This window comes from Vibrio sp. HENC-03, assembly GCF_000305755.2.
Classification (GTDB): Bacteria; Pseudomonadota; Gammaproteobacteria; order Enterobacterales; family Vibrionaceae; genus Vibrio; species Vibrio owensii.
This window is the reverse complement of the sequence record NZ_JH976124.1, coordinates 239,689-255,918: the sequence shown is the minus strand read 5'-3', so window position 1 is coordinate 255,918 and position 16,230 is coordinate 239,689. Positions and strand designations below refer to the sequence as shown.

The 16,230-nt window shown below is 46.2% G+C and carries 10 protein-coding genes; 4 read left to right on the top strand and 6 right to left on the bottom strand.

All coding sequences use genetic code 11. The annotated features are described in order from the left end of the window. The first annotated feature begins 143 nt into the window (after positions 1-143). Complete coding sequence (locus VCHENC03_RS11250) at positions 144-410, top strand: hypothetical protein (protein ID WP_005429553.1); 267 nt, start codon at positions 144-146, stop codon at positions 408-410. A 688-nt stretch (positions 411-1,098) separates the two neighbouring features. On the opposite strand, the gene VCHENC03_RS11255 is transcribed toward VCHENC03_RS11250, so the two are convergent. The 4 genes from VCHENC03_RS11255 to VCHENC03_RS11270 form a co-directional block, all read right to left on the bottom strand. After that, entirely contained in the window at positions 1,099-4,200 is a 3,102-nt protein-coding gene (locus tag VCHENC03_RS11255; RefSeq protein ID WP_009706353.1) for an efflux RND transporter permease subunit, read from the bottom strand. Further along, on the bottom strand, positions 4,197-5,525 hold the full coding sequence (locus VCHENC03_RS11260) for an efflux RND transporter periplasmic adaptor subunit (RefSeq protein WP_009706352.1): 1,329 nt from the start codon (positions 5,523-5,525) through the stop codon (positions 4,197-4,199). Before VCHENC03_RS11260 ends, VCHENC03_RS11255 begins: the two co-directional genes overlap by 4 nt. Then, positions 5,512-6,168 carry a TetR/AcrR family transcriptional regulator gene (locus VCHENC03_RS11265; protein ID WP_032802793.1) on the bottom strand — a complete coding sequence of 219 codons (657 nt, stop codon included), beginning with the start codon at positions 6,166-6,168 and terminating at the stop codon, positions 5,512-5,514. The genes VCHENC03_RS11260 and VCHENC03_RS11265 overlap by 14 nt, the downstream gene beginning before the upstream one ends. A gap of 178 nt (positions 6,169-6,346) precedes the next feature. Further along, the gene (locus VCHENC03_RS11270; RefSeq protein ID WP_009706350.1) at positions 6,347-7,006 is read right to left on the bottom strand and encodes an HAD family hydrolase; all 660 of its coding nucleotides are present in this window, start codon (positions 7,004-7,006) and stop codon (positions 6,347-6,349) included. Between the two features lie 344 nt (positions 7,007-7,350). On the opposite strand from VCHENC03_RS11270, the gene VCHENC03_RS11275 reads away from it, so the two are divergent. Next, positions 7,351-8,952: a long-chain fatty acid--CoA ligase gene (locus VCHENC03_RS11275; protein WP_009706349.1), complete on the top strand. Its 1,602-nt coding sequence runs from the start codon at positions 7,351-7,353 to the stop codon at positions 8,950-8,952. A gap of 654 nt (positions 8,953-9,606) precedes the next feature. After that, positions 9,607-11,028: a tryptophanase gene (tnaA, locus tag VCHENC03_RS11280; RefSeq protein WP_009706348.1), complete on the top strand. Its 1,422-nt coding sequence runs from the start codon at positions 9,607-9,609 to the stop codon at positions 11,026-11,028. 111 nt (positions 11,029-11,139) lie between these two features. Here the strand turns inward: tnaA and VCHENC03_RS11285 are convergent, their stop codons facing one another. Continuing rightward, positions 11,140-12,723: a BCCT family transporter gene (locus VCHENC03_RS11285; RefSeq protein WP_009706347.1), complete on the bottom strand. Its 1,584-nt coding sequence runs from the start codon at positions 12,721-12,723 to the stop codon at positions 11,140-11,142. Between the two features lie 292 nt (positions 12,724-13,015). Between VCHENC03_RS11285 and VCHENC03_RS11290 the strand changes: the two genes are divergently transcribed. Next, the gene (locus tag VCHENC03_RS11290; protein ID WP_009706346.1) at positions 13,016-15,424 is read left to right on the top strand and encodes a beta-mannosidase; all 2,409 of its coding nucleotides are present in this window, start codon (positions 13,016-13,018) and stop codon (positions 15,422-15,424) included. Between the two features lie 76 nt (positions 15,425-15,500). Here VCHENC03_RS11290 and VCHENC03_RS11295 read toward each other — a convergent pair whose 3' ends face one another. Further along, a complete protein-coding gene (locus VCHENC03_RS11295; protein WP_009706345.1) occupies positions 15,501-16,154 on the bottom strand; it encodes a LuxR C-terminal-related transcriptional regulator in 654 nt (217 codons plus the stop codon). Between the last annotated feature and the right edge of the window lie 76 nt (positions 16,155-16,230).

Sequence of the window (16,230 nt, the reverse complement as noted above, 5' to 3'; positions counted from 1 at the left end):
GTGTGTGAAATTCGCCATTGAGCAGATGGTAGAAAAATAAACTTTTGTTTAAGTTGTTGATATTAAAGGTTTAAAAAGTTGGCATCCTATGTGCAATGTATAGAATGCAACCCAATGAACTGCTAATCCCTAAGGAGCTTATTATGCAAAGCGTATTTCTATCTACTCTAGGTCTTATTGCTGTAATGTCATCACCAATCGCTGCTGCTAACACTCTAGACAAAGAAGAGTGGAGTGCGGATTTACGTCAAGAATTTACAACAATGAAGCATGAGGCGGTTGCGGACATCCAACAAATGAACATGGACGCTATTGATGAACGCGATGAACGCATTGTTAAACACATCAAAGAACAACAAGCTCAACTGGTAAAGATCAAATGCCAGAAGACAGAGGCAACCAAGTCATAACCTCTGACGACAAAGATTCCGTGTTAGTCACTAGGACGAGTGATTAACCAGAGTGCATCCGATACAAGCACGACGTTAGTGAGCAGTCAGCGTCAACCTTGTTGCTCTATTTGCCAACCTATTAATGGGTTGGCTTTTTTATGCCTGTTGATTAAGGAGGGTGCGCCAAAACTGGGAATTGAGTAGGAGAAATACGGCAGATAGAAAAAAGCCCGCGAAGAATACCTTCACGGGCGAAAAAAGGGCACCAAATTGGGTGTCTATTCATTTTGGAGATGGTCGAACGTCCATATCATACTGACAATAGGCTTGGTGAGAGGCTTACCACCAGTGCGACCAACGAGGCTAAAGTTAACATTGTTGTAATCATTGTTAAAATGTTAATTCTTCAATCAATGATTTCATTATCGTTAGTTCAAATTGTGAATGTGTTGTCTGTGTGTGTTTATACTGTGCTAAATGTCGTTTTTGATAATAAAACTTATCATAAATCCTACGGTGATCATTTGAGTTGGTTATATAAAACTCGACATACCGCATTCTCAATTGTTCATATTTGCACTTAACGCCACATAATAACCCTGCATTTGTTAAGTGTTTGTGTTGTTTTTAACGCTTTTCACTGAAAACAAAAAGAGCGACCTAAGTCGCTCTTGTTCATTTTGATAAGTTTACTTATCAGTCCGTTTTAGATTTCTTCGTGTTTATGGACTAGGCCGAAGTCAGCTAAAATGGCATACGCGGCAGGGATCATAAACAGCACCAGCAGAGTGGATGCAAAAATACCAAACACGATGGAGATCACCAGCGGTTGGATAACCTGTGCTTGCAGGCTGGTTTCAGTCAGTAACGGAAGCAAACCTGCTGCAGTGGTCATTGATGTCAGGAATACTGCTCTAAAGCGTTCCCGACTGGCTTTGACTACCGAGTCGTGCACATTATCCCCTTCATCGACATGATGGCGTATGTACTGAACTAACAGAATCGAGTCATTCACCACAATCCCTGCTAATGAGACGAAGCCCATCATACTTGGCATACTTAATGAGTGACCGAGTAGGATGTGTCCCCATACCACGCCAATAAAGGCGAGGGGAATCGCAAGCATGACCACGAATGGTTCCAAATAACTGCGGAATTGGTAACTCAGAATCGCAAACACGCCAAACAAACCAAGCAAGAAGCCTTTACCCATTGATGCCCCAGTTTCAGCGGTATCTTTGGCTTCGCCTTCAAAATCAAAGCGAAGACCAGGATACTTTTGCATAAGCTTTGGCGCTTCATCTTGTTGGAACTGACGAATAATGGCGGTTGAGTTGGCTTTCGTATTATCGATATCGCCAAATACGCTCACAGTGCGCAAGCCATCGATGCGCTGGATTCTTACGTAATTACGTTGGAAATCCAAAGTCGCAATGGTCGCGAGTGGAATTTGACTGCCATCGGACAAGATAATTGGGAAGTTTGCCAATTGCTGTAAGTCACCAGCTTGCGCTTTATCAAGGCGAACTTCGATGGAAATGTTTTCAACCCCAACTTGGATTTCGTCTGCGGTTTGGCCAAAGAAAGCCGCGCGCAATTGATTGGCGATGAGTTGGCCGTTAATCCCATAAGCTTCTGCCCCCGGACGCAGTTTAACCAAGACTTCTTCTTTACCCATACGCATGTCATCCAACACGCCATGGACACCGTCAAACTCATTCAAGTATTGCTGAATGTCGATAGAGGCCGCTTTGAGCGCATCCAGATCATCATGTTTCGCTCGAATTTCAATCGCTCGTCCACCCGGCCCCATGGTCGGTTGTTTAAATACCAGCGAGATAGGATCGGCAAGTTCACCAATGTCTTCGCGCCATGCATCGATAAATTCATCGATGAGTGTGTTACGACTCTCTGCGCCCAGCAAATCCAGACGCACCGTGGCTATGTGAGGGCCAGACTCATTCGCGTCGGCATTGGCGTTGAATTGACTGGTGATGTGCAGAACCAATGGATTGCCGTCTTCCACTTTTTCTGTCCATTCTTTATCTAGCTTTTGAGCGGAAGCGACGATCTTATCGACGACGGCTTCCGTTTGAGACAGAGAAGAACCCGGAGGAAGAATAATGCGCGCTTCTGCAATGTCGCCATCCAGTTCAGGGAAGGGTTGGAACTTGAGTAAACCACCTACTAACGTGGCTGCGGAGATAAGAAGCAAGGCGACCACGCCACCCATAAAGGCATAGCGATACTCGACCACTTTATCCACTGCGTTGACCAAGGTGGTGTTGCGGAAGTTTTCAAAAGAAGCCAGCAGCTTTTGTTTGAACTTCGGTGTCTTTCGCTCTTGTTTTTGTTTATGCAGTGAATGAGAAAGGTGGTTAGGTAGGATCAAGAAGGCTTCCACCAAACTTAAACTCAGTACGAGGATCAGAACTTGAGGAACTGCTTTAAGTACAGCACCCATTTCACCTTGCAGGAATAACAAGCTACCGAAAATACACACCGTAGTTAAAAAGGAAGAGATAACCCCCGGCAGTACCTTTTTCACGCCTTTAATTACGGCATCATCGATCTCTTCTCCTCGGTCGAGGTGAGCGGCAATCGATTCAGCAATAACGATGGCGTCATCCATCATGATACCGATGGCCATGAGTAACCCAACCAAAGACATGATGTTGATGGACAGGCCAAGTTGCGCCATCAAAAATAACCCACCTAAGAAGGCAACGGGTAAACCAGCCGCGACCCAAAAGGAATAGCGAAAACTAAAGAACAACCACATGGTGGCGAAGACCAGAATGATACCTTGCCAACCGTTTTTGACCATCATGGTCAGGCGATCCCAAAGCACGGATGAAAGGTCATTGGTCATTTGTAGCATCACACCGTCTGGCGCAATGGCTTGTTGTTCTTCGACAAATTGAGCAACACGTTCTTTAATGCGCAGTGCATCGTCTTCTTTGTTTTTGCTGACTTTTAGTAGGGCAGAAGGGTGACCATCAAATAGGACTTTCTGTTCGTCCAATTCAAATCGGTCGGTAATCGTCGCAATATCTCTTAGACGGATAATTGATCCATTTGGACCAGAGCCCACGACAATAGTCTCAAGCTCTTCTGGCGTCACGCGTCGTTCGTCAAAGCGGATCAGAAAGTTCTTATCTGGCGTTTCGACATTACCACTTGGCAACTTGACGTTTTGACGACCAATCTGCTCAGCAATATCAACAACACTCAAGCCAAGTTGTCGAATGGCTTGAGTATCTAACTCTACTCGGTATTGGTGGTCAGAGAAGCCTGCAACTTCAACCAAAGACACATCGTAATCGAGCTTTAACGTGCGCTTAAGTTGTTCTGCGTAAGCTTTTAACTCAGGCCATGTGGTGTCTGCGGTGATCGCGACATCCACAACTGGCTCATTCCAATCTAGCTCTTGTACAACGGGAGATTCAATTTCTTGTGGGAAGTCATTAATCGAGTTGATCTGAGTTTGAACGTCGACCAGCATGCGCCCGATGTCGGCTTCTTCATTCAGTTTTAAGATAAGACGCGCAGAGCCTTCAATCGCTTCACATTGCGTTTCTTCAATGTTAGCAAGACCATCAACAGCATCTTCCATTCGGACACAGATACTCTCTTCGACTTCTTGCGGGGAAGCGCCAGGGTAAACCACACCAGCTAGGATGTAGGGCGGATCAAACTCAGGAAAGGTTTCCCGCTTAATCGTGGAAAGTGAAGAAATTCCCAATATCAGCAGCGTTAGCATCAGCAAGTTGGCTGCTGTTGGGTGCTTGGCGAAGAATCGGATCATGAATCAGACTCCTCAATAGCCGTTTCTGACTGTTCAGGTGACTCTTTCAATAGCATGCCGTTAATCGCAGGCAGCAAATCGTTGATGATCAGTTTCTGACCTTGCTCCAATTCGCCATCGATCACCACTTGGTTATTGCGGCGATATAGCACTTCAACCGTCACGACTTGCAGACGATTGTCATCGCCCATCAGGTAAATCTTATCGCCATGAAGCGCACGCTCTGGGATGACCCAACTCGGGTTATCTTGTCCCTCAATCAAGGCACGCACAAACATGCCGTTCACCAGTGGCGGAGCAGAGGTTGGGTTTAATGCACGGTAGTCTTGTTCAATTTCCAGAATCACACCGGCAGTTGCTTGGCTTGGATCAACCGTTTCACTGATGCGTGCAACTTTCGCAGGCCAGCTTGCAGAGAGGTTACCGCTGCTGAGTTCAATGTTGGCATGAATTGCATTCATATCAGGTTGTGGAATACCAGATTCATCACGAACAAACTCACCGATGCTCGCCGCCAAAGTTTGCATGTCGTGAATGGAAAGCTGGGCTTCCACTTCCATGACATCAATACCATGTCCTGTCATCATGGTTTGTTGTAGATTAACCACTTGGTTTTGCTCAATCTCGACTTCTGCAATGCGCAAATCGTAAGGAAGGGTGATGATGGTTTTATCAAGTGAACGTTTCGCTTCATCCACCTTTGATGCATTGACCTTAACTAGGGCTTCTGCGACACGCTTTTCATCCGGCATCAAACCGATTTGGTTTTCGATATCCAGCACCAACTTACGTTGAGAGAGCGCGCTTTGCTCTTGCTGATCTACGTCAGATTGAGACGTTAGACCTTTCTTACGCAGGTTTTGTTTACGGTCTAACTCTTTGTTGGCGATAACCAGACGGTTGGCTTCTATCTTGAGTGTGCTTTTAAGATTCGCTTCTTCTTGATTCAGCTTAGCCAGAGAGGTTTGAGCAGATTTGAGATCGGCTTGGGCTTGAACCAGTTTCAACTCGTAATCGAGTGGGTCGATGCGCAAGATTTCCGTTCCTGCTTGCAGCACTTGTCCTTTTTCCAGTTGCGGATGACGGTAAACCACCTTACCGGTCACTTCGGCTATCGCTTTCCACTCAACTTTCGGAGCGATTTTGCCAAAGCCAATAGCAACAGGCGCGATAGCTTTCAGCTCAAGAGGAATCGTCTCGACCAATCTTGCACGATCACCCGCAGGCTTTACGGGCAAATCTGGCTTGAGGCTAATCGCCAAAAATAGAATGACGACCCCAACAGCAAGGGCAGGAAAGAACAGCAGCTTTTTATTCATTTTCATATTGGTCGCCCGAGTCTAAAAATCCATGTTTCATCAGTTGTATGTTGTGTTCGAATAATCGGTTCAAGAAGGCTTCTGATAGCTCGATACCATGAAGGGCGAGCAACGAAGGTGGTGCCATAAAAGGAAACACCATTAAGCTGATGTAAGAGACGCGACAAAGTTGAGGGTCGGCGTCTTTTCTTAAAACGCCGCTGTCGATCAACTTATCAAAGATCACGTCTTGCATTGGCTTGCTGATATCCGCGATAACTTTTTCGAGCAGCTTGCGTTGGGTCTCTGAAGGAGGCATATGCATGACTTGAGCAATCAAACGAGGGAACTGTGGCGCTTTGATCATCTCGCGGTAGTAGGTACGCATTAAGTCGAGGAAGTTTTTCTCGTTACTGTCTGACATCAATGCCTGCATCTGCTTTTGCATCGGTGACAGCGTTTCGCGCAACATGGTCTCAAACAAGCCCTCTTTGTTGCCAAAGTAGTAGCGAATCATCGCCACGTTCACGCCTGCTTTCTGCGCGACAAGGCGAGTTGACACCTTGTCGTAAGCCATAATGGTGAAGAGTTCGCGCGCATGGAAAATCAGCTTCTCCCGTGCGTCGATTTTGTCTGTGGGTCTTCCCGCCCTTCGATGAGCTTCCGTCACAATCGTCTCTCAAGATATTAAACATTTGATTAATTATAAGACGCTGATTTCTTATACGACATGCGAAAAATTAATCAGTATTTAATCAAGTGATTAATTTGTGAAGGAGAGGCACAAAAAAGAGCAGTAAGGTCTGCTCTTTTATATCTAGTGAAGGGGTAAGTGCTGTTGAGTTGATTTACCCCCAACTCAACACAGTCCAATTCGGTCTATCGGTGAGCTCTTTTAGGCGAGGGCATGGATTGACCAGATAGGCGTAATCCGCGTATTCACACAGTGGTAAGTCGTTGATCGAATCCGTATAGAAATGGATGTCTGAATAGGTCTCAGGTTGAGCCTCTAACCACTGTTTCAAGCGTGTAACCTTGCCTTCGCGATAACTCGGGATGCCTTCTATTTCTGCGGTGTAGCAGTTGCCTTGCTCGACTAAATCAATTCCGAGCGCGTTAGGGATGCCGATGCGTCGACCAACCGCTTCAACCAAAAAAGTGACGCTGGCAGAGATGATGACCATATCAATCTCATCACGAGACAGTTGTTTAATCAGTGTTTTGGCTTGAGGGAATTGCTTAGCCAGAATATGGTTTTCAACGCACTCTTTTACTAAGGCGTCTACCTGTTCAATAGGCATGTTTTCTAGCGGCTTCATGGAGAACGTGAGGTAATCTTCCATGTCCATTTTGCCTTCTGCATACAAGCCCATTAGACGCTTATCTTCCTCAATAAAGTTAGGCGCAGTGGCGATGCCTTTCTCAACCATAAATTCGTTCCAAATCATTGCGCAGTCTGCGTTGATTAAGGTTTCATCCAGATCAAAAACATACAAAGGCTTGGACATAGTTGGCTTCTCACAGTTTGGATTGAGGTTGATGTAACGTGTTGTTCAGTATAGAGCGAGGTTTACGAGCGTAGGACGTATGCTAACGACAAACTGTGACGGTTTCGTTGCACTTTTTCTGACCATGACAAAACTTAATGACTAAGTCGTGGGATGAAGCATTTCTGAGTTGGTGATAGAAGGCTACAATACAGGGGTACTTATAGAAACCGCGTACTATAGATATATGGCGTCTTTCGAACCTGATCTCAATATTGTGTACTGAATACAGTCTTGTCTTTGAGTGATAATAGCGCCACTCGCGCAAAGCGAACGTTAAGAAAAATACAAAAAGAATCCCCGATATGAACCAGTATGTAAATGATCCATCCAATTATCAGTTGTTAATTAAAAACTTGCTGTTTTCCCCAGTTGCTTTCAACCCCGAGCAAGAAATCGTCTACGCGAACCACCGTCGTCACAGCTACAAAACGTTTCATGACCGCGTGAGACAGTTTGCAAACGCACTAACCAGAATGGGCGTAAAGAAAGGTGATACGGTAGCGGTAATGGATTATGACTCACACCGTTATCTTGAATGCTACTTTGCCATCCCGATGATTGGCGCAAAGCTGCACATGATCAACGTGCGCTTGTCACCAGAACAGATCCTTTACACCATCGACCATGCGGAAGATGACATTATCCTGATCAACGAAGAGTTTTTGCCAATTCTGGATCAGATCAAAGGTCGTATTGATACGGTGACGCGTTACGTGGTTTTACGTGATAACGACGAATGTGAATACGAGCGCCTTCTGGAGCAAGAAAGCACCGAATACAACTTCCCTGATTTCGATGAAAACACCATCGCGACCACCTTCTACACCACGGGTACGACGGGCTTCCCTAAAGGGGTGTTCTTTACTCACCGCCAACTGGTTCTGCACACCATGGGCATATTGAGCACCATCGGCACCAATGCGTCGCAAGGCCGATTGCATCAAGGTGATATCTACATGCCGATTACGCCAATGTTCCACGTCCACGCATGGGGGCTTCCGTACATGGCGACCATGCTTGGCGTGAAACAAGTCTACCCGGGCAAATATGTCCCAGATGTTCTGCTTAACTTGATTGAACAAGAGAAGGTAACCTTCTCACACTGTGTGCCAACCATCCTGCATCTGCTATTGAGCTCACCAAAATCCAAGTCAATTGACTTCTCTGGTTGGAAAGTTGTGATTGGTGGTGCAGCGCTACCGAAAGCATTGTGTAAATCAGCTCTTGAGCGCGATATTGATGTGTTTGCGGGTTACGGCATGAGCGAGACAGGACCTATTTTGTCTATTGTTCAACTGACTCCAGAGCAGCTTGAACTCGACCTAGATCAGCAAGCGGAATACCGCTCTAAGACTGGTAAGAAAGTCGCGCTGGTGGAAGCTCATATTGTCGATGATGAGATGAACAGGCTTCCACACGATGGAGAGAGTGCAGGTGAGATTGTTGTTCGTGCGCCTTGGTTAACGCCAAGCTACTACAAAGACAACAAGAACTCTAAAGCCTTGTGGCGTGGTGGTTACCTACACACTGGCGATGTTGCGCATATCGACAATGAAGGCTTTATCAAGATCACTGACCGCGTAAAAGACATGATTAAGATTTCTGGTGAGTGGGTAAGCTCTTTAGAGTTGGAAGACATTCTGCACCAGCATCAGGCCGTGTCTGAAGTCGCTGTAATTGGCATGCCACACAATAAATGGGGCGAGGTGCCGCTAGCGTTGGTGACGTTAAAAGACGATGCAGAGATGACTGAGAAAGAGCTGTTAGGTTTTGCGAAAGATTTTATCAGCAAAGGCATTCTTGCCAGAGAAGCGCTACTACTCAAAGTGAAGCTGGTGGACGAGATCGCCAAGACCAGCGTCGGTAAAGTGGATAAGAAAGAGCTGCGTAAACTTCATCTGTAAACAGTGAAGCTTTTCGAATCCAACCCATAATATTCGGCCCCAATACAGGTTATGTGTCGGGGCCGTTTTTTGTAAGCAAGCGATTTAAATTACGCTATTTTTTCTGCGTAAATGTGACTGCGAGCCATTGCATAACTAGGCTGTTTTTTTGTGATTCTATTCTCATATCCTTGATGGCACTAGCGTGCAGCGATTGTGGCGGTTAAAGTTTAGTGTTAGTAATAACGACGAAATAGACTAGAAATCAACCAATGCTAATTCATGATTAAGCTTGGTTTTGGGGGAAACACAACTCATGTGTTTTCATTTATTGACTGCTTGAAAAGGATGTAAGATGCGTATGCCTTTAATGATGCGACACAAGCAGTGCTCAAGCTCTATTGCTTGGTACACGCGTGATCCGCAACGTGCCTATCTTTCTAAAATTTACCTTTCTTAATGCAATCCGACTTTAACAGCAGAGCCCGTTTTAACTGATCGTTGAACTGTGTAATACGGTCGTTGTAGCGCTGACTAAGCGAACCCTTCGCTGAGTTTGCTGTTCAAAAGTTATCTCTCTTTAGAACAATTAATTGCTATTAAATTAGTGCGCACATTTGTACTTTTCGTTTATGGAAGAGGCGTGTGCGGCTATCTGGAAGTAAGGTATTTTTGATGGAAAACTTTAAACATTTGCCAGAACCGTTTCGTATTCGAGTCGTTGAACCCGTAAAAAGAACAACGAGAGCGTATCGTGAACAAGCTATTTTAGAGTCAGGAATGAATCCATTTCTGCTTGAAAGCGACGATGTGTTTATTGATTTGCTCACAGACAGTGGCACTGGGTCGATCACTCAAGATATGCAGGCCGCCATGTTTAGAGGCGATGAGGCATACAGTGGCAGCCGTAGTTATCATGCGCTGGCGAATGCAGTGAAAGACATTTTTGGCTACGAGCTGACGATTCCTACTCACCAAGGCCGTGGTGCAGAACAGATTTACATTCCGGTCTTGATCGCCAAACGTGAAAAAGAGAAAGGGCTCGACCGCACCAAAATGGTCGCATTGTCGAATCACTTTTTTGATACCACTCAGGGGCATACGCAAATCAATTGTTGTGTGGCTAAAAATGTCTATACGGAAGAAGCGTTTGATACTTCAGTCAATGCTGATTTCAAAGGCAATTTTGATATCGATAAGCTTGAGCAAGCGATTCTTGATGCCGACCCGAAAAACGTTCCTTATATCGTCAGTACCATTACGTGTAACTCTGCCGGTGGCCAACCTGTTTCTATCGCGAACTTAAAAGCGGTGTATGCCATTGGTCAGAAATACGATATTCCTGTCATCATGGACTCAGCTCGATATGCTGAAAATGCTTACTTTATTCAGCAACGTGAGCCGGGCTACCAAGATTGGTCGATTGAAGAGATCACATTCGAGAGCTACAAATATGCCGATGCATTAGCCATGTCCGCAAAGAAAGATGCAATGGTTCAGATGGGGGGATTGTTGTGTTTCAGGGATGACAGCTTTATCGATGTTTACAACGAATGCCGAACTCTGTGTGTTGTCCAAGAAGGCTTTCCTACTTACGGCGGTTTAGAGGGAGGGGCGATGGAGCGCCTTGCGGTAGGTCTTTATGACGGAATGCGACAGGAATGGTTGGAGTACCGTATCGCTCAGATTCAATACTTAGTCTCAGGGCTAGAGGCGATAGGCATTGTCTGCCAGCAAGCGGGTGGCCATGCGGCGTTTGTTGATGCAGGGAAACTTCTACCGCATATTCCGGGTGATCAATTTCCTGCTCATGCTCTGGCGTGTGAGTTGTATAAAGTTGCCGGTATTCGAGCGCCGGAGATTGGCTCACTATTGCTCGGACGAGACCCTGAAACAGGCAAGCAACTGCCTTGTCCTGCGGAGTTTCTACGCCTGACTTTGCCAAGGGCGACTTACACTCAAACGCACATGGATTACGTCATCGAAGCATTCCAAAAAGTGAAAGAGAATGTACATAATGTCAAAGGTTTGGAGTTCACTTATGAACCGCCGGTCCTGCGTCATTTTACTGCTCGACTCAAAGAGATCGGGTCGTAACTTATCATTGGGTAATGAAGCTGTTATTACAATAGCTCAATAAGAAACAAGCGCCTTAAATCGGCGCTTGTTTTATGTTTGTCGTAAAGCTTATTTGATTAAACCAAGTGATTAAACCAAACCTTGCTCTTTTGCCATGTGGCTGGCGATGCTTGGTGCTTTCCAGATGCTTGGTAGCAAAATGAAAGACACGGGCACGGCAGTAATCACGATGAAAGATTGCAGAGCAGAGATGCCACCAGAGCCCATTGAGATAAGCGCGATAGCCACCACACCCATCATTAAGCCCCAGAACGAGCGGATCACAGCATTTGGCTCTGCTGAACCTGTCATTACCACACTGATGGTGTAAGTCATTGAGTCACCTGTGGTCACGATAAACGTCGTGGTCAGGATCAAGAACAATACCGAAATCACCATTGGGAATGGCAGTTCAGAGGTAATCGCAAGCAGAACCGCTGGTAGGTTAAAGCCTTCAAATGCAGATGAAATCAAACCTGGGTTTTCTAGCTCGAATGCCAGACCACTGCCGCCAACAATGCTGAACCAGAAGCAGGTAATCAGAGGTGCAGCGATGCTGATAGAAAGGATCAACTGACGAATAGTACGGCCGCGTGAGATACGCGCGATGAAGATTGCCATCATTGGGCCGTAACCAATAAACCAGCCCCAGAAGAATACTGTCCACCAACTTAGCCACTCTGTGTCGCCACGGTAAAGCGCCATCGGGAAGAAGTTATCCACCATACGTCCAATGCCTTGCACGTAACCATCGACAATAAAGCTGGTTGGGCCGAAGAACAGGATGTAACCAATTAGAGCCACAGACAAAATGATGTTGTAACGGCTCACAAGCTGGATGCCTTTGCTCACGCCGCTTAGCGCTGACAAGGTGTACATTAGAATTGCAGCCACAATCACCATGCTTTGAGTGATGAAAGTGTCTGGCAAGCCGAATAGCGAGTTCAACGCGTAACTGATCTGCAGACCTAAGAAGCCAATTGGACCAATAGTACCAGCGGCTACGGCGATAATGCTGCAGGCGTCAGCCACGTCACCAATCCAACCGTTGATCGCTTTGTCGCCAAAGACAGGGTAAAGCAGAGTACGCGGTTTTAGTGGTAAGCCTTTGTCGTAATGAAGGTGCATCAACACCACAGAAGAAAGACAACCTAAGATTGCCCAAGCAAGGAAGCCCCAGTGCATGAAAGACTGAGAAAGTGCATTGATTGCAGATGCTTTTGGTGATGCTTCACCGTACAGAGGCGGCGCAGAGACAAAGTGCGCGATAGGCTCAGCTGCGGCCCAGAAAACACCGCCACCCGCGAGTAGGGTACAAAGTACGATCGACAACCATTTAAAGGTATCGATATCTGGTCTCGCTAAACCACCCAAGCGCACGTAACCCGTACGACCTAGCGCGATAGCCAAACCAATAAGGAAATTCAGTAGGAGTAATACTTGCCAGAAGGCACCGAAGTATTGAGTCGCAAACCCGAAGCCTGCGTTAACCATTGCGGTCAGAGAGTCTGTATTCGTCAGAGCAAGCAATACAAACACGGTGAGGAAGCTACCACTTAGCCAGAATACTGGGTTGGTGAGTTCAAGACGCTTAAGAAGGGAAGGAGGATGAATCGCAGAATAGTCTGCCTCCTGAATAGGAGCATGAGAGGCGGCGTTCGTCATATTTGACATAATTACTTCGCTTTTTAGGGCTCGGAAGCCGTGCATTTCCCTCACACAAATGGCTCGAAAAGTGTGAGGATGATCAAAAAGCCGCTGATACTAGCACGTTGAGATGCTCAATATAACCGTGAAACCGGATTAAATGTCGTTTTCCTAGCCAAATTACTGATTTCTGGTTAGAGTATTTTTACGTGAAGTGCGCCGCATTTCATACGGAAATGACATTCCCCTTATTCTTGTAGGGACACCGCAAGATTACATTGAGCCAACCTGTTCTAATAAAAATTAAAGGTCTTACCCTATGGCTCATTTTGAACTTAACGGAACGTGGCAACTTACTTCGCCACAGCGTCCGGATATCGATATTCCTATGACTTTGCCCGGTGACAATGTCTCCGCATTGTTACAAGCAGAGCTCATCCCGAATCCCTATTTTGCTGATAATGAAGCGAAAGTTCGTTGGATTGAAACTTGCGATTGGCACATTTCACGCGAGTTTGATGTCGATGGCTCTGTGCTCTCTGCCGAACAAGTGTGGATGACGCTCACCCGTGTAGACACCTTAGCGACCTTTTATATCAATGGTGAGCAAGCACTAACTAGCAGCAACATGTTTGCCCAGCAACGTATTGATATCAAACCTTACTTAAAACAAGGCACTAACACGATTCGAGTTGAATTTGCCCGTGTGGATTTAGAAGGGCTAGAGCGCGCAGAGAAATTGCCATTTCCAATCCCTTCGGCAATGGGGAACAATCAGATCCCCCACATGAACTTGATTCGCAAAACACAGTGTCACTCGGGGTGGGACTGGGGTATTTGTTTGATGGTGTCTGGCATCTATGACCCGATTCAAATTGATGTCATAAACGATGTGTGGCTCAAAGGATTCTCTACAGAGCAACAATGGCAAGCTGATGGTAGTGTGCTGGTTGATGCATTAGTTGAAGTAGAAACTGATACTCAACCTCATGAAATCATGATTGAATTTGATGGTCAGCGCCAATCGATGCAAACCGAAGGAAGTGGTCACTATCACTGCCAGTTCCATATTTCCGAGCCAAAACGCTGGTGGCCTGCGGGTTATGGCGAAGCACATCTATATCCGATAACAGTCATTTGTGGTGAGCAATCACTGTCACGCACGATTGGTTTGCGAGAGCTGAGTCTAAACAACCAAGCTGATGAACATGGCTCGGCGATGGAGTTTGTCGTCAATGGCGTGCCAATCAATGCGAAGGGTGCAAACTGGATTCCTGTGGATGCCATGCCGGGGCGTGAGTGTGAAAGCCGCTATCGTGCACTTTTGCAAAGCGCGGTCGATGCCAATATGAACATGATTCGTGTCTGGGGTGGCGGCCAATATGAAAGCGAAACTTTCTACAACCTGTGTGATGAATTAGGTCTGTTGGTTTGGCAAGACATGATGTTCGCTTGCTCACTGTATCCGTCTGATGATGATTTCTTGAAAGATGTGGAACAAGAGTTGCGATTCCAAATCCCACGTTTGAAAGAGCACCCGTCGATTGCACTGTGGTGTGGTGATAACGAAGTGATTGGGGCGATTGGTTGGTACGACGAATCCAAGCACAACAAAGTCAAATACACGGTGAATTATGATCGTCTGAATCGAATGATAGAGCAGGTGATTGGCCAGCAAGATGATTCACGCCGTTTTTGGCCAAGCTCTCCTTGTAACGGTGAGTTGGATTTTGGCGATGCATGGCATGATGACAGCAAAGGCGACATGCATTTCTGGGACGTTTGGCACTCAGGCAAATCGTTTAATGCTTATCTAAACATCAACCCGCGTTTTTGTTCCGAGTTTGGTTTCCAATCTTGGCCTTCGTTTGCCGAAGCAAAACAGTTCGTTCCAGAGCAAGACTGGAACGTCACCTCACCAACGTTTGAGCAGCACCAAAAGAACCCTCGCGGTAACAGCATCATCACGGAGATGTTTACTCGCTATTTCCGTTTCCCTTCCGGCTTCGAGCAAATGTTGTACCTCAGCCAAGTGCAGCAGGCGATGGCAATCAAAACCGCTTGTGACCATTGGCGTGCTATCTCTCCGATATGTCGTGGCATGTTGTATTGGCAGCTCAATGACAACTGGCCAGTGAGTTCTTGGTCTAGTCTGGAGTACAGTGGCCGTTGGAAGCAATTGCATTACCACGCGAAACGCTTCTTTGCGCCGCAGTATTTGGTGTTCTCAGAACACACGGGCAAGCTGAGCCTACATTTGCTCAACGATGCCAAAGAATCAGTTGATGTGAGTGCGCAATTACATTGGGTGAACTGGCAAGGTGAAGTGAAGCAAACTTGGTCTCTAGAGCACACGGTTTCTAGCGACAGCAATACCGTCGTTTGGCAGTTGGATGAGGCATTTGATTCGTCTGAATTGAAATCAGGTTTCTTCTACGTAGAAGGGCAAGTAGGTCAAGAGAGGATCACCAACACTTGGTTTAGTACTCACGAGCTAAAAACATTGCCAATGGAAAGCGCCAAGATTGACGTAACGATTGAAGCTAACAAAGTCATACTCGTTGCAGATAAACCAGCGTTTTTTGTTCATTTGGAATGCGATACTGCAGGACGCTTTGACGACTCAAGCATCACGCTACTGGCGAACAAACCTGTCACGGTTGAATTCTTAGGTGAAGATTTAGCAACGATGGCAGAATCGCTGCGCGTCTATCATTTGATGCAATAAGAAAGCTTAAGCGAGCCGACGCACGGCAAATGCATTAAAGGGGGCCTCCGTGCTCCCTTTGTTTTTGGGCGGGGGACTAGAACAAGTTACGTTTTGCCCAAGCGACCGCTTGCATTCGATTCTTCACTTCCAGTTTGCGGAAAATGCTATATAGGTGCGATTTCACTGTGTGTTCACTGACAAACAACGAGTCTGCAATATCAAGGTTGGAGCCGCCTTGGCACAAGGCGGTCAGTACTTGCATTTCTCGACGAGTGAGTTCAATTTCGAGTTTCGTATCCAGCTCAGTAACCGTGTGGTTTAAATTTACCAGATAACCAAGCAGTCGATTGAGAATGTCTCGAGACAGCCAGTTCTCCCCACTCAGAATACCTTTCAAACCTCTGATTACCTTGTCGAAATCATCTTCAAAATAGAACAAGCCTTTGAGGTTTGACCAAGTGAGCAGGCTCTCCACGCCCAAGTTGGGTTCAGCGTTCACCAATACCGTTGCATCGACATGTTCTAATTCACTGAGCGTCATTTTGACCTCCGAGAGATCGGGCAGGGAGCTGTCGACGATCGCCATGTAGTGCTCATCTCGATAGTGGGGTAATTCTACTTCAGCCCCTTTTGCTAATAGCACTGGCTGTCCGAGTTGCTGCTCAATGGCCGTTTGTAAGCCTCGACCTTGTATATTATTGAAGGTAAACAATAAGATGGTACTGTTGGTTGCGTTGTTATTTATCATTAGTGGGCCTCCTGTCGAGACTGCATAAATTCATTTCCTACTTGATGGAAGCGATAGAGCACCAGATCTAAGAGTC